Raw genomic sequence first — 18,575 nt, 5'->3', positions numbered from 1 at the left:
GGTCGGTTGAAACTACGTTTAATTAAAGCGGCCACACGATAAGAAGCAGAGGCATCGAAACGGCAACCACGAGCACTTGGATGGGTAGGCCCAACTTCCAGTAGTCGCCGAATCGGAATCCACCAGGCCCTAATATCAGCGTATTGTTCTGATGCCCAATTGGCGTTAAAAACGCACACGAAGCGCCGATGGCAACGGCCATCAGAAATGAATCCGGGTTTACGTTGAGTACGGATGAAATACTGATTGCTATGGGGCACATCACCGCTGCGGTGGCGGCATTGTTCATTAAATCGGACAAGAACATCGTCACCAACAAAATAGCAAGCAAACCAATGATAGCGTTTCCTTGCGCAACGCTATCGACCAAGAATGTGGCGATGAGCGCAGCGGTTCCCGTTGATTCCATGGCCCCGGCAACAGGTATCAATGCGCCCAAGAGAACAATGACCGGCCAATCGACCGCTTCGTACACTTTGCGTAGCGACACCGTTCCCAATGCCATCGAGGCGAGTACACCAAGAGCAAACGACACCGCGGCTGGAAGCCACCCAAGCGCGGCGACAGCGATAGCGCCCAACATGATTGAACTAGCTTGCCAAATCTTGGCTTTGCTTGGAATGCGAAGCTCGCGTTGTGCCAACGGTACGCAGCCGTTGTCTGCGGCGAACTCCGCAATAGCCTCAGGTGGGCCTTGCATCAGCAGCAAATCACCAGATTGAAAGTTGATGGCACGCAGCCGCTTCATTGAACGCTTACCCTCGCGTGAAAATGCGAGCAAATTAATGCCATATCGCGTGCGCAGTAGGATGTCTTTCGCAGAGTGGCCTACGAGTCGAGAGCTAGGTTGAACGACTAACTCTAAAAGAACAATTTCGCTTTGTTTGCTCTCTTCGCTGTCGTCGTCTTCGTCGGTTTTTGTTTCATCGTTCGAGTCAGTTTCTTCTTCTTGGTCTTCGACTGACTCTTCCAGCTTAAGCCCCAGTATGGATAATACATCCTTGAGCGCATCGGCTTCTGCTTCCAGCATTAATATGTCGCCAGCATGAACGCGACGCCCTGGGTTTGCGGCAATGATTTTCACTTCGCGCTGCACAATCCCAATTATCTGTGCATCGACATCTTTCAATTCAGCCTCAATCTCATGCAACGATAAGCCGTCAGACTTGCTCCCTTCGTCAACTCGAACCTCGGTGATGTACGCACCTGACTCAAAGCCTTCGACTCCCGCTTGCTTGCGTGCAGGTACCAATCGCCAGCCAATGACTGCGGTAAAAAGCACGCCCGCCGCGGCCACGGCAACGCCAATAGGCGTGAAGTCAAACATGCCAAAACTGCCTAAGCCCGCCTCGGCGCGAAAGCCTGACACAATGATATTAGGTGGTGTTCCCACCAGCGTTGTCATACCACCTAAAATGGTACCGAAAGCGAGGGGCATCAATACTTGGCCCGGGGTGAGCTCAAGCCGTTTCGACACATGTACGGCAACTGGCATTAACAACGCCATAGCGCCAACATTATTCATAAAGCCCGAGAGCAGGGCACCTAAGCCAATCAACGCACTGATGCTTAGGGTCGTACCTGCATTAGCGGGCAAAGCGACTCGTGTTAAAGCGTCAACCGCGCCTGAGTTTTGTAGGCCTTGACTCAATATGAGTACACAGGCCACGGTTATGACAGCTGGGTGACCAAAGCCGCTGAATGCAGCAGAACCATCAACAAGCCCCGCAATAACGCAGGCTAAAAGTGCCGCCAACGCAACCATGTCGTGTCGCCAGCGACCTATCAAGAACATCACCACGGTTGCCACAAGAATTGCGAGAATAAGCCACTGATCTAGAGTCATAAGTCGGTAACCGCCTTGATTTCAAGTTGCCACCACACTGAGAGGAAGCCCTGCGTTTTAATAACAGCTTAATATCATTTAGCCGGCACGTCCGCAGGTTTCGAGTTTTTTTTCTTCGCCGGTTTTTTTGCGCCTAAGGCAATTAATACATGTTCGCGTTCGCGCGCTAGAAAAACGGCAAGGTCTTCAAGCATTTTTTCATCGGTGATTGTTTCGCTACGCTCGAGCAGGGGAAGCAGCCCATCGACCATGTCCAACATCTTGTCGTGGGCATCGGCCTCAGCTTTCGTGGTAAATGTCATCTTTTCCTCTCCGTCTCGCACAACAACGTATTGAGTTACTACCGCCATAGTTCATCCTTATGGATAGTTAAAAAACACTGTATATTTATACAGTTACAGGTGAGCTGTTGCAACCTTTTATTTGTAAAGGACACAAGTTGGTCGTACTAGCTGAGCACCTGTAAGCCAAGCTGAATGCGTCGCTATAACTTAAATCGTGCATAAAGAGGATTATGGTCAGAAACTTTATTTGTATCGATCGCTGAGGTTCCTTGCAGTGACAGGTCGCGGTAGAAGATGAAGTCGAGAGGGTGCTGCCGGTAGGTTTTAATATGATGAGGGTCGACCATAATAGCTTGTCGTAGACCCACGCTGCGACAAAATTGCAGCAATCGCAACCGGCGTTGACGGCTCCACACGTTAAAATCACCAGCCACAATAAGCGGTCCTTGGTGCCCTAATATCTCTTCTTTGATGAACTCTATTTCTTGAGAAAATTGGTTCACACGAACGAAGTTCATCGCATGAACATTGACAACTAATAATGAGCCACCTTCTGCTAACGCGTGATACGAGAGCATGTAACTTTTGTGTGTTGCGAACATGCCTTCGCGCTTTCTGCTCAGTCGAGTTTGAGCTTCTGTAAAAGCATACTGGCTTGCGGTGAGTACACCATAAACAGAGCGACGTGTTTGCATATTTGGAGCAATAGCATAAGACCATTGCGGTAGTAGCCAGTTATTTTTCGGTGTCAGCTTTGCCTCTTGAAGCAACAAAAATAGACAGGGGTAGCTTGCTAAAATGCCAGCCAAAACACGTTGAAAATCTGATGTTTCGGTAAGTTTCTGAGTATTCCAACACAACACACCAAATTCTTCGCCATGATGAATTGGTTGCTCGTGTATGAACTGCTGAGGAATCACGATTTTTGGTTTAAGCACAGCTCCGACTCCGGTAAAAATTCCTTTGTTTTAGTTTAAAAGAAATTCTACGAGTGAGCTGTATTATTTTTCGGGGTCGTTACAGTTTGACGTCTCCCCCCAAAATAGAACCATGACATCGATGAGATTTCCATTAAAATTGGATCATCAGACTGCGTAATAGGGTTTGATAGCAGGCTAATAGGATTAAGCCGATGTCATCAGTTCCATCAGGCGAGGATTCACAAATAGCTTTTCCTTGCCTGAAGTTGTCTCTTCTAATATGCCAATTTCAACGAGCTGTTTTAGATAAACAGAAGCGGTTTGACGCTTGGCGATATCGCGTTCCACCAAATTACTAATTCGACAATAAGGCTGCTCAAAAATCACTTGAACAAGCTCATAGCTGTATATTTTCGGTAATTGCTCGCGAATCGTGTTGGTAGTCTGCTCCGTTAACGCTCGAATAGCGGCGATCTTCTCACAAGTCCAAAGTGACGTTTGCTCAACACCACGCAACATGAATATCAGCCAGTCTTCCCAGTTTTGTTTCTGAGTCACTTGAATCAGTAATCGGTAGTAATCTTGCTTGTGCGCAACAATGTAACGGCTAAGGTACAATATCGGCAGTGTCAAAAGCTTCTGCTCAATCAAATAGAGGACATTTAAAATTCTGCCAGTACGCCCATTGCCGTCATAGAAAGGGTGAATTGCTTCAAACTGATAGTGGCTCACCGCCATTTTTATTAGCGGATCGATAGTATCGGTGCTATGCAGAAACTGCTCCCAGTTACTGAGTAAATCGCGAATAACCTGTTCGCCAACCGGTGGTGTATAAACCACTTCATTTGTGGTTTGATTGCCAATAATGGTGCCAGGTAGCTTTCGTAATTCCATCGCCGTATTCTTCAATGTACTACACACTTCAATGGCGGTCGTCGTACATAGTGGTTTGCGCTCTAACTGCATGAAGCCTTGATAAAGCGCTGTGCGATAACGAAGCGCCTCTTTGGTTGCTTGATCAGCACCGCTGTCTTGTTGTGCATATCGAAATAGCTGATCTGTTGTGGTTACAATATTTTCAATCTTCGAACTGTCTTTAGCTTCTAACAGAGGAAGCAAATTGATGAGCATACTTTGATTAGGGAGTAGCGCGCCAGCTTGTTTCAATTCGGCAAGCGCAGCGCGAGCAGAGATGCATGCTTTCAATACATCGCGCGTTTCGATGAGCTCTAATTTTGGCGGTAACACCGGCAAATCGTTATAGGGTTGGTCAGCTCGCCACGTCATATTTAAATTCCTCGAAAATTTCGACACACTGTGATCTTAGTTGCAGTGTATGTCGATTCTATCGACACGACAAGTTTATTTGTCGATTATTTATTGTTTTATCGACATGGCGGGTTTCTAAAGCATGTACAGAATATTTAGGTGATGCTCGGCATCACAGGAGAGGAGCTGGATTTTCTATTAAAACTGCCGCTGAACTTTCGGTGGAGGATTACAAAAAACGTCAAAGATACCCAAAAAAATTTCTCATGCAGGTAAACCATAGAGTGTTCAACTGCGACTAACGCTTAAACATAGTCGATTTAAATTATCGTAATCCTAACTATGGTTACAGGAGGTTATTTTGGAAAATGTACGATGGATAGTTGCAATTTTTATAACATTTACTTCTATTATAGGCTGCAGTACTTCAATAAATCACTCTCGCATGAACTTGCCCCCAGAGTTCAAAACGATTGCTTTAGTAAACGTCAATGTAATTCCAATGACCGAGAATAGCGATGTGATTGAAGATACCACGGTTCTTATTGTCGATAATAAAATATCCGCTATTGGTGGGGGAATTCCTACCGATGCAGAGATTATTGATGGTCAAGGTAAGTGGTTAATACCAGGCTTAATTGACATGCATGTACACAATTTAGTGGATGGCAATATCGGCGATAGCTACCCGACAAAGGGAGCGTCATACTTCTTCGATAATCAAGATATTATGCTTTTATACGTAGCCAATGGCGTGACAACCGCATTTGAGTTAACCGGTCGGGTTGAGCACTTTGGTCAGCGTAATGAAATAATTCAAGGCGATGTCATTGGTCCGAGAATTGCCTTGGCTGCATTAATCGATGGCGATAATGCAAATCGAGTAGCTACAACGCCAAGCGAAGGGCGACAAGCTGTTCGCATTGCCAAAGGCGATGGGTATGAATTCATCAAGGTGTATTCTCGTCTTAATATTGAAACGTTTAAAGCTATTGTTGATGAGGCAGATAAACAGGGATTGAAGGTTGTAGGGCACATACCCACTTCATTTAAAGGAAAAACCAGCGAGGCTTTTGTACCTCACTTCAGCCTAGTCGCGCATGCAGAAGAATTTTCTAAACAAGCGAATTATTATACTGAAGAGGCCGCGCAGAAATTTGCTGAGCTGGCTAAAAAGAATAATTCATGGGTTATGCCGAATTTATCGAATTTAGTTCGCATCGCTGCTCAAGGACGCTCACTTGATGCGGTTCGAGATCTGCCTAGTCTGAAATACGTTCACCCGCTAATGCAAGACAAATGGCTCACCGCGAATCAATACTATGAGGGAACAAGTACAGAGAGAGTCGCATATTTCGATACATTGGTCGACTTTCATATTCAATTGGTCAAGGCATTTAAAGAAGAGGGTGTGCCTATGGTTGCAGGAACCGATGCTGGAACGTCTGGTATTGTGTGGGGATTTTCGTTGCATGATGAATTGGCTTTATTAGTCGATGCAGGTTTGACAACAGAGGAAGCACTAGCTTCAGCAACTAGATTGGCTGCGACATGGCTCGAAGTGGACGATAAACTTGGTACGATAGAAACAGGTAAATTCGCAGACCTCGTTCTGCTCGACGCAAACCCGCTCGAGATTATAGACAACACGAGAAAAATCGCGGGAGTATTCGTCAACGGTCGCTGGATCCATGCAGAGTATATTGAGGCCGAGCTTGCCGAGCTTGCCAAAAAAAATTCAGCAAATTTGGGCAAAGACGAATTTTCGTGGAGCAGAGTAACTGGACGGTGATCCACCCAATGAACCAATATCTAGAAATGGCGCACCCGACAGGAGTCGAACCTGTGACCTCTGCCTCCGGAGCAAACAGCGACTGGCTGTTGTTAAATGGGGAGAGTAGACACCAACCGTGGAAGCCGCGTCCTATAGGGGTCTTAGAGATATTTTAACGAGGCCATTTAGCCAGATAACGTACCTGTTAAAATCAAGGTACCGTCAGAACTCTGCAAAACCTGTCACAAAAGGGTATGGAAAAAAGGATAGTTAGCCAGATAGATCAGCTACTGGACTTCCTGTATAAATCGGGTGTTTTTGGTTAAAATCCTGCTCCTTTTTCCCGCTTTAGGTAATCTGCCATGGCACTCAGTGAATTCGAAATTAAGAAATGTGAGAAAGAACTTGAAGCGTTCATGACGATACGAAGACCGCCGGTGCACATACGACCAGAGCTTGACCTTGGTTACCGAATTGAAAATCAGAGTATTGAGATTTTCGAGATCAGACCGCAATGGCAAACCCCTCCTGAAACCATGGAGCTGCCGGTGGCAAAAACAACCTACGTAAAAACCAAGAATTGCTGGAAAGTTTATTGGCAACGCGCTGATTTGAAATGGCATGCTTATGAGCCAAAGCCTAAAGTTAAGCGACTTAGTGAGTTCTTAGAGCTTGTGAAAGAAGATCGGTATGCTTGTTTCTTTGGTTGAGCATCAGTCTACAACCAGTCCCGCAGTTTAAAATTTAATATATTAAGGTACTAATAGCACCACAATATAAAATAATATAAACTAACGGTTAATTTGGTTTATAAATTATAGTAGGTTGGCACTATGAGTACCGAATCATCATCTAAATTAAACAAGCTGCTCAGAGCCCAACCCGCCGGGGTTGTGCTTTGCTCTGCCTGGCTTGCAGATAAAGGTTACAGCAACGACCTACAAAAGCGTTATAAGAACAGTCAGTGGTTTGAATCTGTCGGTACGGGTGCATTAATCCGCTTCGGCGACCAAGTCGATTATCTGGGGGCTGTATATGCACTGCAAACCCAACTGGGTCTATCCGTCCATCCAGGGGGTAAGACTGCATTAGCATTGCAGGGTAAATCGCATTATTTAGAACTCTCTCCAAAACATGCGCAACTGTTTGGCAATCAAGGCGAGCATTTACCGCTTTGGTTTAAAAAACGGGATTGGGGCGTGAAGATAAAATGCACGCTCACCAATTTCCTACCGCCTGAGCTTGGTTTGATCGAACTATCGCATAAGCAATTTAAAGTGAAGATATCCGACCCTGCGCGCGCAATCATGGAATGTTTATACCTCGCACCAAAGTCACAATCATTAACGGAAGTTTATGAGTTAATGGAGGGGCTGAACAACCTACGACCGGCATCCGTGCAAAAGCTGCTTGAGGCCTGCAACTCAATCAAGGTTAAACGCCTATTTCTTTATATGGCTGACAAAGCGAATCACGACTGGGTGCGTTACCTCAATTTAGACAACGTGGACCTGGGCTCTGGTAAGCGCTCGATAGTAACTGATGGCGTTTATGTTGCGAAGTATACCATATCACCGTACCGAAAGCGCTGGAGTCAATGGCATGAATGAAGCTTATAGAAGGCAGGTGAAGCTACTTCTTGATGTATTGCCGGAGGTTGCTAAAGAAGAATGTTTTGCGATGCATGGCGGTACGGCTATCAATTTGTTTCTGCAGGACATGCCCAGACTGTCCGTAGACATTAACTTACTTGGAAATAGCTGAGCGCGCTGCACCACGCACAATTGTCCGCCATGCACAAAGTATTTCAATATCTCTCGCTTCATCTCTTTTGCCGAATCCAACCTAACGCTCGTCCAACCGTCTTAGAAAGGCCTGTTAGACTTATTACACTTAAATATCGGCCTCAACGAAAGTAAAAAGTGGCTGGAAATCGCCAGCATCAGCAGCGCGAAGGGCGGCAATATAATCTTCACGGCGTTCATTGTCAGCTTGTAAATCGAAGCCGCTAGCCCAAGCAATAGGTGGGTGGTTATATACTTCTTCAAGCATGATGTCGGTTGCAATACGCGCGTGGCGTCCGTTGCCGTTAGGAAATAGATGAATCTGTACCAACCGATGATGAAAACGAGCAGCCGCTTCCAGAGGTGAAAACGTCTGATGCTCCGCCCAATAGCTTGCGTTGGCGAGCAGCATGCGCAACTGCACTGCAATTTGAAGTGGATCTATACCGATATTTTTTTCCGTAAGTCGGTACTCACCGGCCCATGCCCAAACATCCCCGAAAAGCCTTTTGTGTAAAGTCCTTATAAAACCATCATCAAAGACTGAACCGCCCCGCCTGCGAGATATCCAGGTAAGGCCCTGCTCGATGTTGGCCTGCTCCAATTCATCTAACTCTCCTCGAGTCGCAACGTGTTTAAACTTTAGGCCCCGTATTTCATCGGGATCAAGCGGAGTTGCTCCATCCGGCTCTTCAAACATTACTTAACTTCCCAGAAGTCTGCGGGCATATCCCTGATGAATTCATTTGCGAGATCATCAATACGCTGCGCCGTTTGCTTGCTCGTCAAGGATTGTTTCTCCAATGCCATATGGGCACTAGCTCGTTTAATAAGATCTTCTGCTTTGCGACGCGCCTGCTTCTGGATAATATCTGAGACTGCTCCGTTCTCAGGCACAATGGCATAAACGAAACGTCCACCCATTGCCTCGGCAAACTTTTGCATCTGTTTGATTGTAATGGCTCCATCAGTCTCGTTGCGCTCAGCTTGATAGATGGCATTACGGCTAACCCCTGCCCGAATTGCAACTTGTGCCCCAGACATACCCAAAGCCTTTCGTAGCACTGAAAGCCACCCCTCAGGCGGCTTCCTTAGAGACACAAGTTGCTTCGCTGCGCTATTTACTATCTGTACATATTGTTTTTTTACCGTGTTCTTTACACTCATTGCATATTATCTCATTGACTAAAACCCATATATTGCACATTGAACAATATGCAAATAATTCTATATTGTCAATCAGTCGATATACTTTATGGTGGATGACTCTCGGTCTCTTTCACGCTATGGCGAGAAAATGTCTAGCTGGTAAGTGGCGGCGGTGCAGTGCAATTTTTCAGCAATCCCCAGTCATTCTAGATGAATCGTCGATTCGCAGCCGCTCGTTACTTTGGTATGCTCGACCAACTCACTTAAAACAAGGATTTGGTCATGAGCTCCTCATCAGATGGCAAAAAGCGCCCCGATAGAATATCAAGCTTTCCATCATGGGCGTTCGACAGCTCAATTCAGAAAATTATTGAGCGTAGCAAAATTCACATTTTGCCAGACAGTATAAGCTCTCAAATTTCTAGAGCTGCTGGAGCGGTGGAGGCCTTAAAGTCAGATCAACTCGTACACACTACCTTCGCTGCTCAAATGGTAAAACAGCAAAGAAGTTTAGCTAGCGAAATACTAGGTCGACATGGTGAAATGTTTGCAGCTGCAGAAGCTGCTACAAGGAGCGAACAGGAAATCGGCCAGGCTGCTAGAGCTGCGATTGAGTTCATGAAAACCCCGGGGATGGGTGCCGCGGTTCAAGCTATGAGAATGATCTCGCCGTTAATGGATTCAAATCAACTCACTCCTCCAGCATACACGGCCTACGCATCTATACTTGAAAGTAGCTTTGCAGATAGGGCCGGAGCCGCTAGTGCGTTAGCGTCCATTCACAACTTGTCTCAAATGGGTGAAATTGCTTCCATCGCGAGTGGGCTCCGCTTTTCTCACCTCACTATCGCATTGACTCACTAAGAATCAAACTAAACAACGTCCGTTGCCTCATCTAAAATCAAACTCTACGGGAATGATATTAGGTGATTTATGACAACTACTATGAGTCTTGCCGCTCGCCGGGAAATGTTATTAAGCATACGGCAACGCTACTTATCAGCAAAACGCCCAGAAAAAACGAAGATCCTCGATGGTTTTGTGGCGGCAACCGGTTACGACAGAAAATACGCGCTTGTTTTGTTGTGCAAAAAGAGTTCACCAATCGACACCGTGTCGTTGAAACCCAAAGCTCGACCCGGGGCTCAGGTTTATGATGACCAGTTTCGTCACGTGCTCATTAAAGTCAGGAATACCGCGAATCAAGTCTGCTCAAAACGATTTGTTCCTTTCATACCTGATCTGGTTGCGGCCATGGAGCTACACGGCCACTTGCGAATATCAGACGACATACGAAAAAAGCTTATGACAGTGAGCGCTGCCACTGTTGATCGAATACTTCAACCTGAACGCTCTAGACAAGTTCAGGGATTGAGCCAAACCAAAGCCGGAGCGCTTTTAAAGAGTAAAATTCAGGTGCGAACTTTCGCAGACTGGAATGACATAGTGCCCGGGTTTTATGAAGTTGATTTAGTTGCTCATTGTGGAGATGATGCAAATGGCACATTTCTTAACTCGCTAGTGATGGTGGACGTAAGCACCGGTTGGCTTGAATGCATGCCGTTGTTAAGAAAAAGTGCGGCGGATGTCATCAACGGCGTTAGCGTTGCTCGCTCTCTTATGCCGTTTCCGCTGTTGGGACTTGATACAGACGGCGGCTCAGAATTTATTAATTACGAAGTTTTGGATTACTGTGAGTCAAACAAAATCACATTTACTCGTTCACGGGCTTATAAAAAGAATGACCAGGCTTTTGTAGAAGAGAAAAACGGCTCCGTTGTTCGGCGCTTAGTCGGTTACGACCGCTTCGAGGGCCCTAAAGCGTGGGCAGCTCTCGCGAAGTTCTATAGTGTGTTACGGAAATACGTAAACTTCTTTCAGCCGTCAGTAAAGCTACTTAAAAAAACACGCACCGGTGCCAAAGTGGCAAAACAATATGACAAAGCATTGACCCCTTACCAACGTATTTTAAATAGCGGGCATATACAGGAAAGTATCAAAGACGATTTGACCGCAATTTACTTACAACTCGATCCGGTGAAGTTAATGTCTGAGTTAAAAGTGTTGCAAAATAACCTAATGACCTTTGCCTGGAATATTAACGGCACCGCCAAAACCGAGCAGCATGCTGATAAACCGGCTGAACCTAATCAGAGTCATACAGCACCCACCGAGTCAGAAGTTCTAGACTACTTTCGTTTTGAAAAGCCAAAAGACAAACGGAGTCTTCCGCGAACCTGGCGGACCCGTAAAGACCCGTTTGAACACGCCTGGGATGATATAAAATTTAAACTTCAATTAGAGCCTCACTGCACAGCCCCTGAAATCATTGAATGGCTCTCAGTTCGGTATCCTGGCCAGCACGATATGGGACAAGTACGGACTCTGCAAAGACGTATTTCAGCGTTGCGTTTACGTGACCAGACTTATCAGGCTAAACTAACCCAGTTAATGCAAACGGAATGATTTTGGAATGCAATCACCGAGCGATTGGCAAAGTGTTATTTTTTAATGAGGCAATACGACCCGGTCATCCTAATTGTCGCCGAACATCCCCCCCGGCAATCGAGGGGTGGGGCTGCGTAGGGCCGTGTGACCCCATCCTGCAGCGTGACCTGATTGAGTCAAGGCCGGGTTGTCATGCAGGCAGTTTGGCTGCAAGCAGTTCGACCTTCTCGATATTGGGCGGAGAACTGAGCAAGGTCGCGGCGTTGGCCATCAAGGCCGCGGCGATCTGGCCGTTCAGATGTGCCTGGCGACCTGCCTCATCGGCAAAGGCATCGAACACACCGAACGTCGAAGGGCCAAACTTCAATGCAAACCAGGCAGTGGTGCCAGATTCGGCGTTGGCGAGCGGCAGTGCGCTGGCCAGGAAGTCGGCAAGCGCAGCCTCCTGGCCGGGTTTGGCTTCGAGGCGAACAAACAGGGCGAGCTTGGTCATATTGTAATCCTTTGGGTAAATGGTTTAGGTGAAAGCACCGACGAGCCTGCAGTGTAAGTCTTCATGACAATCATTTATATAGACAAAAATGACAACTTTGATATCATTATTGCCATGAAACTTCATATCCTTGTTTGTGATCGCGTGTTTGATCTGGGGCTTGCGGCGCTCACTGACACAGTGGGCTTGGCCAATGCGATGTCGAGCTCGCTGCCACAGGCTCCCGCGCACATAGAGCTCACGCTGGTGGGCGTGCGGCGTCGCATCCTAACGGCGCAGGGCTTGACGGTCCCCGTGGTCACTGCGCGTGGTGTGCCGGAACCAGACGTCGTGCTCGTGCCCGCGTTTGGTGACAAGATGCCTGACACGCTCTCGGCTCGGCTCACACGCCCCGACGTGCCCGATGCGGTCGCCGCGCTACAGCTGTGGTCCACCGCTGGCGCGCATCTTGGTGCCGCCTGCTCCGGTAGTTTCTTACTTGCAGAGAGTGGCCTGCTTGATGGGCATCGTGCGACGACGTCATGGTGGCTGGGGCCGATGTTTCGGCAGCGCTATCCGAACGTCACGTTGGACGAGTCACGCATGATCGTGAACTCGACACGCTTCACTACCGCGGGTGCCGCTTTGGCCCACGTTGACTTGGCCTTGCACATCATCCGGGGGCGCAGTCCGGCGCTGGCGGCCCTGGTGGCACGCTATCTGCTGGTCGAGGCACGCAGTTCGCAAGCCGAGTTCGTGATTCCCGACCACCTTGCGCATGCCGACCCAATGGTGGAGCGCTTCGAGAGCTGGGCCAGACGTCGGCTCGCGCAGGGGTTCTCGCTGGCGGAGGCGGCCAGCGCCGCGGGCACAAGCGAGCGCACCTTGGCGCGGCGGCTGCAAAGCGTTTTGGGCAAGACACCACTGTCGTATTTCCAGGACCTGCGCGTGGAGCATGCCGTCCATCTCTTGCGCACCGGAAACGCCAGCGTCGACCAGGTCGCCACACAGGTCGGGTATTCGGATGGGGCGACCCTGCGGGCCCTGCTGCGCCGCAAGCTGGGCCGGGGTGTCAGGGAGTTGCGACGCGGCGGATGACCAGAGGCGTTTGGTAAATGTACGGCTGGAGACCGCCGCGAAACTGACGCAGGCCAAACGGCGCATTTGGACCTGATAAAACTACTGCGCCACGTTATTTGAACTGGTTTGCTAGGGTCTGTTGCCATTTCGCGCTAACCCATTGATCTATAAGAGCAAGCCCGTATCGTTGAAGCTCTGACCCAACATCGATACAAGAGGATTCACCGAAAGAATTGCTTGGCATGTTGTTCTTCTCTGTTCAAACGGACGGCGCAGCTATCGCGTGCCAGGACGGCAGCTCGTCAGGAAGGTTTCTCTTCCGCCGCCTTGTCGCTGTGGGCGTGTCTTATCCTGCGGACGATCCACCAGATCGTCAGCATCACCGCAGGTACCAGAACCGCCATCACCTGCGCCACTCTGTCGTGAACGAGCGGAATGCCCTTGAGCAGGTAGCCGAGAAGACTCACGACGTAATAAGAAATTGCCGCGACCGACAGGCCTTCGACGGTTTGCTGAAGGCGCAATTGCAACTTGGCCCGGTTATTCATCGAAGCCAGCAGATCGCGGTTCTGGCGTTCAAGTTCGACGTCGATCCACGAACGCAGCAACGCGATGGCTCGGGTCAGTTTGTCGGAGAGCTTGGCCTGGCGCTCCTTTACGGATTGGCACGTCCGCATGGCTGGAGCGATGCGACGCTGCAGGAAATCCGCCCAGGTGCTGTATCCGGATACGGCCACTTCTGAAAGCGCAGCCAGCCTTTCCTCGACGATCTCGTAGTAGGCACGGCTGGCGCCGAAGCGATAGAGATTTGCCGCGACGCCAGCTTCCAGTTCGGCGGCCAGACCTGTCAATTCGGAAAGCAGCACGTCGCTATCGCGGCGTTCTACCAAATTCGTACACATCTCGTCAGTGATCGCAGCAAGGCGCGACTCCATGCGTCGCAGCTCCGACGTCATCGATCGCGTCAACGGCAGAGACAGCAACGCCAAGGTACGGTACGTCTCGATCTCCAATAGACGTTGAGCCAGCGCACCTGCTCGCGCCGGGGTCAAATCACGAGCAAGGATGAGGATCTGCGTCAGGCCATCCTCATCCTGTCGGAAGTCGGTCAAGATGGCGGCAGAGCCGTTCTCTACCAGCGAGTAGCACAGGCTGGCAGGATCGAAGCGATCAGCCTCCTTCTCCGTTTCTGGCATCCACGGAAGAAGTCTCAAGCGGATGCCGGATACGACCAGGCCCGGAGGAACAAATCCATGTTTGAAGGGATTTTCTCCGCAAGGCTCTCCCGTCTTGGAATCCAGCGAAGCGCACCAGAGATACGTAGAGAACTCGGTGTGCTTTTCACAGTGAAGGTCTCCCTCATCCCATGTCACGCCGTGTAGCGGCGTAGCGTGGTCGGGCTCGGCAACGCCGAAGCGATGAGATAACTCGCTCATCGCCATCTGATCCCTGGCCTGGTCGCCTTCGGTCATGAAAGAGAGCTGCAATATACCGCGGGGGACCTGAAGCAACAGATGCGGGCGCGCATGCACTTCACCCACGGCTGCAGCACGATCGGCATAGGCCGGCATGCCGTACACGGTGGCGGTCGGGCCGATCTTCATGAGCAGGCACCGCGCTACACGGTCCGTCTAACAGGCTCGCCGTATAATAGAGGCTTGTGCTGACCCTGTCAGAACGCTCTCAGCTTCCTTGCTTTCAGACGAAGGTGTACGAGCAGACCTTGTTGCCCGCCGGATCACGCAGGTAGGCCGCATAGGCACCCGGCAGGTGACCACGTGCGCCAGGTTGGCCCTCGTCAGTGCCGCCTGCGGCAAGGCCGGCGGCGTGGAAGGCATCCACTTCAGCGGGAGTGGCGGCCGCAAAGCCGATCGTCACGCCGTTGCTGGAAGGCGCTTCACCATTGCCCGGGCGGGCGATGATGAAAGCCGGCTTTTCGCGACCGAAAAGTACCCATCCGTTGTTGAAAGGACCGAGGTTCTTGATGCCAAGAGCACCCAGAGCGGCGTCGTAGAACGCGACCGACTTCTGAAGGTCGGCAGCGCCGATAAAGATGTGCGAAAAGATGTCATCGCCAGAAATGACAGGAGTGGACATGATTAATTTCCTTGGTGGTTGGTGTTGAATGGGTAGTGGGCTGTCAGTAGTGGATCACCGTGCGAATCGACTTGCCTTCATGCATCAGGTCGAAGGCCTTGTTGATGTCGTCGAGGCCCATGGTGTGGGTGACGAACGGGGCGAGATCGATCTCGCCTTTCATTGCGTCCTCCACCATGCCGGGAAGTTGAGTGCGGCCCTTGACCCCGCCGAAAGCCGAGCCCTTCCAGGTGCGACCGGTGATCAACTGGAACGGGCGCGTCGAAATTTCCTTGCCTGCACCAGCCACGCCGATGACGATCGACTGGCCCCAGCCACGATGTGCTGCTTCCAGTGCCGAGCGCATCACGTTGACGTTGCCGATGCACTCGAAGGTGTGATCGACACCCCAACCGGTCATCTCGATGAGAACCTCGTGAATCGGCTTGTCGAAGTCCTTCGGGTTGAGGCATTCGGTCGCGCCGAAGGTACGAGCCAGCTCGAACTTCGCTGGATTGGTGTCGATGGCGATGATGCGACCTGCCTTGGCCTGGCGTGCCCCCTGAATCGCAGCGAGCCCGATGCCGCCGAGGCCGAAGATGGCCACAGAGTCACCCGGCTGAACCTTGGCCGTGTTGTGAACAGCGCCGATGCCGGTGGTCACACCGCAACCCAGCAGGCAGACATGCTCGGGATTGGCGTCGGGGTTGATCTTGGCCAGCGAGACTTCGGCCACCACCGTGTATTCGCTGAAGGTCGAGCAGCCCATGTAGTGGTAGATCGGCTGGCCGTTGTAGCTGAAGCGGGTGGTGCCATCGGGCATCACGCCCTTGCCCTGGGTGGCGCGCACCGCCACGCACAGGTTGGTCTTGCCGCTCTTGCAGAACAGGCACTCACCGCACTCGGCGGTGTACAGCGGGATCACGTGGTCACCCGGCTTGACCGAGGTCACGCCCTCGCCGACCTCGACCACTATGCCGGCGCCCTCATGGCCCAGCACCGCCGGGAACACGCCTTCGGGGTCCTCGCCCGACAGGGTGAAGGCGTCGGTATGGCAAACGCCGGTATTCGTGATCCTGACAAGCACCTCGCCCTTGCGCGGCGGCTCGACGTCGATCTCGACGATTTCCAGTGGCTTTCCAGGCCCGAAGGCAACTGCTGCACGTGATTTCATGATGTCGCTTCCTATATTAGCTAACTAAATTTTCCCTCACCGAGGGCACCCTGGTGCCTCTACCGCAGGTAGGAGCGGACGATGGAGATGGTCTCGTCAATGGACTTGTTCTGCGAATCGCTCCTGGGAAACTCTTCCCGTAGATAGCTCTCCAGAACCGTTGCCTTCAATCTGTTGACAGCTCTACGAACAGCCGCAAGCTGCTGAAGAATTGCAGGGCATTCAGCACCTGCATCGAGCGCTTGCTTCTTTTCTTCCGGGGCATGTGGCACCCACCGCTTTTCACTCCAGATAAGCGGGGCCTGACGCCGAAGAGACAGGCCCTCAACTCATTAGAATTCCTGCACGGTTGGGCGCAGAACGATCTCGTTAATATCCACGTCAGCAGGCTGCTCAATTGCGAAGGCGATAGCTCGAGCGACCGATTCGGCGGGAATTGCATGCTTGTAGAAATCCACCACGAAATCGCGGCTCTGTTGGTGGGTGCTGCCGAATTTCAGTTCGGAGTCCACGGCGCCCGGCTCGATAGTCGTGGTGCGGATGCTGCCACCGACTTCGTGACGCAGTCCTTCGGAGATAGCCCGCACAGCAAACTTGGTGCCGCTGTACACGGTGCCACCCGGGCTGAACACCTTCAGGCCTGCAACCGATGCGATGTTGATGAAGTGACCACTGTTTTGTTTCTGGAAGACTGGCAATGCAGCCGCGACTCCGTACAGCAGACCCTTGATGTTGATATCGATCATGCGATCCCACTCGTCAGTGCGAGTATCGCTGAGCGGTGCAATCGCCATCAGTCCGGCATTATTGATCAGTACATCAATGCGACCGTAGGTGTCCACGGCACCTTGAATGAGTGTTTTGACCTCTTCCTGAGAGGTGACATCGGTCTGATACGCGATTGCCTGACCACCTGCATTGGTCAGCTCAGCCACCAATGCGTCGAGTTTATCTTTGCGGCGTGCAGCCAGCACTACGCGAGCGCCAAGCGCAGCAAGGTGGCGTGCAGTAGCCTCACCCAGGCCGCTGCTGGCACCGGTGATAACGACAACTTTTCCAGAAATGTTATTGCTCATGCTAAGAACCTCATCGGTGGTTTTATACTTCGCCATGGTTGGTTAACCTGGCAGTGTGTATACTATAGACCCATAATTTATCTCAATAAATGAAATTAATTGGATTATGCTATTCCTGAAAATGGAATAAATGGGAGGGGCAACATGCTTAATCGCATGGAGATGGTCAGGATTTTTTGCACAGCAGCAGAGGCTGGTAGCTTCCGCGAAGCGGCAACTCGATTAGGCATCTCCCCACAAGGGGTGACTCGAGCCATTCAAGCCCTGGAAACTGAGCTTGGCGAATCACTGTTCCACCGCAATACCCGCAAGGTGAGCATCACTGCTTTCGGTCAGGATTACGCCAAAGATGCCAGGTCAGCTCTGGATCATTTCGATACGCTATTCCGTTCGCACAGGACGAAGCCTGAGCTGTCAGGTAGGGTGGGGATTACGGCTCCACATGCTATTGGCAGGCGCTTCCTAATACCGTTTCTTCAGCCTCTGGCCGCTGCACATCCTGACCTGCAATTCGATCTCCGCTTGGAAGATCAGATGACTGATGCTGTTGAGGCGCATATCGATATTGGTATCAGGGTGGGGGGTATTCGCGACCGGCGCTACGTTGCACGTGCCTTAGCTCCCGTGCCGTTTTACGTTGTCGCGTCCCCGTCTCTCATAGGCCAAAAGACACCACCTGAATCTTTGGATGCCTTAGCTAAGCTGCCACTTTCAGTCCTGATCGACCGGAAAAATGGCCGCCCTTGGCCTTGGCTATTTGCCGACGGGCAAACGTTCACGCCCGGGCAGCCAGCGCTTATCTGTGATGATCCAGATACGGAATTGGAAGCCATCCTGGCAGGCATGTGTTTTGGTCAAATTCCTGCCTATCTGGCTGAGCCTCATCTGCGGTCAGGAAAGCTGGTTGCTGTTTTGGCTGATCTCGCTCCAGCGCCATGGGATCTGTTCATATACCGCCCGCAGCAGGGTCCTGTATCGAAGCGGGTGCGATTGGTGTACGACCACCTTAAGCAGGCTTTCTCAAACCCCAAGCTATTTCCCCAGGGCCTGGGGAAATAGCCAGAGACTCATAGACAACCCTGGCGCGAAGCACGGCGCGTTCCCAGCTGATCCAGAAGTGAGCTGCAAGGGCGTGGAAATATGCATACGTGCCGGAAAATGATAGCGACATATTGACATATTTATATATTGCAAATAATATTAGCTCATAACCCGTGCGAGAA

The 18,575-nt window shown here is 50.6% G+C and carries 19 protein-coding genes and 1 pseudogene; 8 read left to right on the top strand and 12 right to left on the bottom strand.

Annotated features, from left to right (window positions below; all coding sequences use genetic code 11):
• Positions 1-22: 22 nt before the first annotated feature.
• From EGC76_RS07645 to fic, 4 genes are all read right to left on the bottom strand, one after another.
• The gene (locus EGC76_RS07645; RefSeq protein WP_128352396.1) at positions 23-1,846 is read right to left on the bottom strand and encodes an SLC13 family permease; all 1,824 of its coding nucleotides are present in this window, start codon (positions 1,844-1,846) and stop codon (positions 23-25) included.
• 74 nt (positions 1,847-1,920) lie between these two features.
• Positions 1,921-2,196 (bottom strand): YebG family protein, encoded by a 276-nt coding sequence (locus EGC76_RS07640; RefSeq protein WP_128352395.1) that lies wholly within the window; start codon positions 2,194-2,196, stop codon positions 1,921-1,923.
• Between the two features lie 134 nt (positions 2,197-2,330).
• Positions 2,331-3,068: an endonuclease/exonuclease/phosphatase family protein gene (locus tag EGC76_RS07635; RefSeq protein ID WP_128352394.1), complete on the bottom strand. Its 738-nt coding sequence runs from the start codon at positions 3,066-3,068 to the stop codon at positions 2,331-2,333.
• Between the two features lie 186 nt (positions 3,069-3,254).
• On the bottom strand, positions 3,255-4,337 hold the full coding sequence (gene fic / locus EGC76_RS07630; RefSeq protein WP_128352393.1) for a protein adenylyltransferase Fic: 1,083 nt from the start codon (positions 4,335-4,337) through the stop codon (positions 3,255-3,257).
• Between the two features lie 343 nt (positions 4,338-4,680).
• On the opposite strand from fic, the gene EGC76_RS07625 reads away from it, so the two are divergent.
• From EGC76_RS07625 to EGC76_RS07610, 4 genes and pseudogenes are all read left to right on the top strand, one after another.
• A complete protein-coding gene (locus EGC76_RS07625) occupies positions 4,681-6,111 on the top strand; it encodes an amidohydrolase family protein (protein WP_246013935.1) in 1,431 nt (476 codons plus the stop codon).
• Positions 6,112-6,455: 344 nt separating this feature from the next.
• Positions 6,456-6,803 carry a DUF3024 domain-containing protein gene (locus tag EGC76_RS07620; RefSeq protein ID WP_128352392.1) on the top strand — a complete coding sequence of 116 codons (348 nt, stop codon included), beginning with the start codon at positions 6,456-6,458 and terminating at the stop codon, positions 6,801-6,803.
• A gap of 123 nt (positions 6,804-6,926) precedes the next feature.
• On the top strand, positions 6,927-7,703 hold the full coding sequence (locus EGC76_RS07615) for a type IV toxin-antitoxin system AbiEi family antitoxin (RefSeq protein ID WP_220445671.1): 777 nt from the start codon (positions 6,927-6,929) through the stop codon (positions 7,701-7,703).
• A pseudogene (locus EGC76_RS07610) lies at positions 7,696-7,842 on the top strand (nucleotidyl transferase AbiEii/AbiGii toxin family protein); the annotation flags it as partial. The gene EGC76_RS07615 and the pseudogene EGC76_RS07610, both read left to right, overlap by 8 nt.
• A gap of 144 nt (positions 7,843-7,986) precedes the next feature.
• Here EGC76_RS07610 and EGC76_RS07605 read toward each other — a convergent pair.
• Complete coding sequence (locus EGC76_RS07605; protein WP_128352391.1) at positions 7,987-8,577, bottom strand: mobile mystery protein B; 591 nt, start codon at positions 8,575-8,577, stop codon at positions 7,987-7,989.
• Positions 8,577-9,044, bottom strand: coding sequence for a mobile mystery protein A (locus EGC76_RS07600; RefSeq protein ID WP_128352390.1), 468 nt, complete (start codon positions 9,042-9,044; stop codon positions 8,577-8,579). The genes EGC76_RS07605 and EGC76_RS07600 overlap by 1 nt, the downstream gene beginning before the upstream one ends.
• Before the next feature lie 264 nt (positions 9,045-9,308).
• Here EGC76_RS07600 and EGC76_RS07595 point away from each other — a divergent pair, with 264 nt between their 5' ends.
• The gene (locus tag EGC76_RS07595; protein ID WP_128352389.1) at positions 9,309-9,890 is read left to right on the top strand and encodes a hypothetical protein; all 582 of its coding nucleotides are present in this window, start codon (positions 9,309-9,311) and stop codon (positions 9,888-9,890) included.
• A 69-nt stretch (positions 9,891-9,959) separates the two neighbouring features.
• The gene (locus tag EGC76_RS07590; protein WP_128352388.1) at positions 9,960-11,492 is read left to right on the top strand and encodes an integrase catalytic domain-containing protein; all 1,533 of its coding nucleotides are present in this window, start codon (positions 9,960-9,962) and stop codon (positions 11,490-11,492) included.
• Positions 11,493-11,664: 172 nt separating this feature from the next.
• Here EGC76_RS07590 and EGC76_RS07585 read toward each other — a convergent pair whose 3' ends face one another.
• Positions 11,665-11,967, bottom strand: coding sequence for a putative quinol monooxygenase (locus tag EGC76_RS07585; RefSeq protein WP_007182542.1), 303 nt, complete (start codon positions 11,965-11,967; stop codon positions 11,665-11,667).
• A gap of 63 nt (positions 11,968-12,030) precedes the next feature.
• Here EGC76_RS07585 and EGC76_RS07580 point away from each other — a divergent pair, with 63 nt between their 5' ends.
• The gene (locus EGC76_RS07580; RefSeq protein WP_128352387.1) at positions 12,031-13,044 is read left to right on the top strand and encodes a GlxA family transcriptional regulator; all 1,014 of its coding nucleotides are present in this window, start codon (positions 12,031-12,033) and stop codon (positions 13,042-13,044) included.
• A 284-nt stretch (positions 13,045-13,328) separates the two neighbouring features.
• On the opposite strand, the gene EGC76_RS07575 is transcribed toward EGC76_RS07580, so the two are convergent.
• From EGC76_RS07575 to EGC76_RS07555, 5 genes are all read right to left on the bottom strand, one after another.
• On the bottom strand, positions 13,329-14,630 hold the full coding sequence (locus EGC76_RS07575; RefSeq protein ID WP_128352386.1) for a DUF3422 family protein: 1,302 nt from the start codon (positions 14,628-14,630) through the stop codon (positions 13,329-13,331).
• A gap of 94 nt (positions 14,631-14,724) precedes the next feature.
• Positions 14,725-15,123 (bottom strand): VOC family protein, encoded by a 399-nt coding sequence (locus tag EGC76_RS07570; RefSeq protein ID WP_128352385.1) that lies wholly within the window; start codon positions 15,121-15,123, stop codon positions 14,725-14,727.
• A gap of 43 nt (positions 15,124-15,166) precedes the next feature.
• Positions 15,167-16,276 carry an S-(hydroxymethyl)glutathione dehydrogenase/class III alcohol dehydrogenase gene (locus EGC76_RS07565; RefSeq protein WP_003291553.1) on the bottom strand — a complete coding sequence of 370 codons (1,110 nt, stop codon included), beginning with the start codon at positions 16,274-16,276 and terminating at the stop codon, positions 15,167-15,169.
• A gap of 59 nt (positions 16,277-16,335) precedes the next feature.
• Positions 16,336-16,548 carry a metal-sensing transcriptional repressor gene (locus tag EGC76_RS07560; RefSeq protein WP_128352384.1) on the bottom strand — a complete coding sequence of 71 codons (213 nt, stop codon included), beginning with the start codon at positions 16,546-16,548 and terminating at the stop codon, positions 16,336-16,338.
• A 60-nt stretch (positions 16,549-16,608) separates the two neighbouring features.
• On the bottom strand, positions 16,609-17,388 hold the full coding sequence (locus tag EGC76_RS07555) for an SDR family oxidoreductase (RefSeq protein ID WP_244154900.1): 780 nt from the start codon (positions 17,386-17,388) through the stop codon (positions 16,609-16,611).
• A 108-nt stretch (positions 17,389-17,496) separates the two neighbouring features.
• Here EGC76_RS07555 and EGC76_RS07550 point away from each other — a divergent pair, with 108 nt between their 5' ends.
• Positions 17,497-18,411 carry a LysR family transcriptional regulator gene (locus tag EGC76_RS07550; protein ID WP_128352383.1) on the top strand — a complete coding sequence of 305 codons (915 nt, stop codon included), beginning with the start codon at positions 17,497-17,499 and terminating at the stop codon, positions 18,409-18,411.
• Positions 18,412-18,575 lie beyond the last annotated feature (164 nt).

It is taken from the genome of Pseudidiomarina gelatinasegens, assembly GCF_004025325.1.
GTDB lineage: Bacteria > Pseudomonadota > Gammaproteobacteria > Enterobacterales > Alteromonadaceae > Pseudidiomarina > Pseudidiomarina gelatinasegens.
The sequence above is the reverse complement of the archived record's forward strand: the minus strand, read 5'-3'. Positions and strand labels throughout refer to the sequence as shown.

Coding starts and splice junctions, on each gene's coding strand:
- EGC76_RS07645 (WP_128352396.1), bottom strand. CDS start 1,846: ATGACTCTAGATCAGTGGCTTATTCTCGCAATTCTTGTGGCAACCGTG.
- EGC76_RS07640 (WP_128352395.1), bottom strand. CDS start 2,196: ATGGCGGTAGTAACTCAATACGTTGTTGTGCGAGACGGAGAGGAAAAG.
- fic (WP_128352393.1), bottom strand. CDS start 4,337: ATGACGTGGCGAGCTGACCAACCCTATAACGATTTGCCGGTGTTACCG.
- EGC76_RS07620 (WP_128352392.1), top strand. CDS start 6,456: ATGGCACTCAGTGAATTCGAAATTAAGAAATGTGAGAAAGAACTTGAA.
- EGC76_RS07615 (WP_220445671.1), top strand. CDS start 6,927: ATGAGTACCGAATCATCATCTAAATTAAACAAGCTGCTCAGAGCCCAA.
- EGC76_RS07605 (WP_128352391.1), bottom strand. CDS start 8,577: ATGTTTGAAGAGCCGGATGGAGCAACTCCGCTTGATCCCGATGAAATA.
- EGC76_RS07600 (WP_128352390.1), bottom strand. CDS start 9,044: ATGAGTGTAAAGAACACGGTAAAAAAACAATATGTACAGATAGTAAAT.
- EGC76_RS07595 (WP_128352389.1), top strand. CDS start 9,309: ATGAGCTCCTCATCAGATGGCAAAAAGCGCCCCGATAGAATATCAAGC.
- EGC76_RS07590 (WP_128352388.1), top strand. CDS start 9,960: ATGACAACTACTATGAGTCTTGCCGCTCGCCGGGAAATGTTATTAAGC.
- EGC76_RS07585 (WP_007182542.1), bottom strand. CDS start 11,967: ATGACCAAGCTCGCCCTGTTTGTTCGCCTCGAAGCCAAACCCGGCCAG.
- EGC76_RS07580 (WP_128352387.1), top strand. CDS start 12,031: ATGACAATCATTTATATAGACAAAAATGACAACTTTGATATCATTATT.
- EGC76_RS07575 (WP_128352386.1), bottom strand. CDS start 14,630: ATGAAGATCGGCCCGACCGCCACCGTGTACGGCATGCCGGCCTATGCC.
- EGC76_RS07570 (WP_128352385.1), bottom strand. CDS start 15,123: ATGTCCACTCCTGTCATTTCTGGCGATGACATCTTTTCGCACATCTTT.
- EGC76_RS07565 (WP_003291553.1), bottom strand. CDS start 16,276: ATGAAATCACGTGCAGCAGTTGCCTTCGGGCCTGGAAAGCCACTGGAA.
- EGC76_RS07555 (WP_244154900.1), bottom strand. CDS start 17,388: ATGGCGAAGTATAAAACCACCGATGAGGTTCTTAGCATGAGCAATAAC.
- EGC76_RS07550 (WP_128352383.1), top strand. CDS start 17,497: ATGCTTAATCGCATGGAGATGGTCAGGATTTTTTGCACAGCAGCAGAG.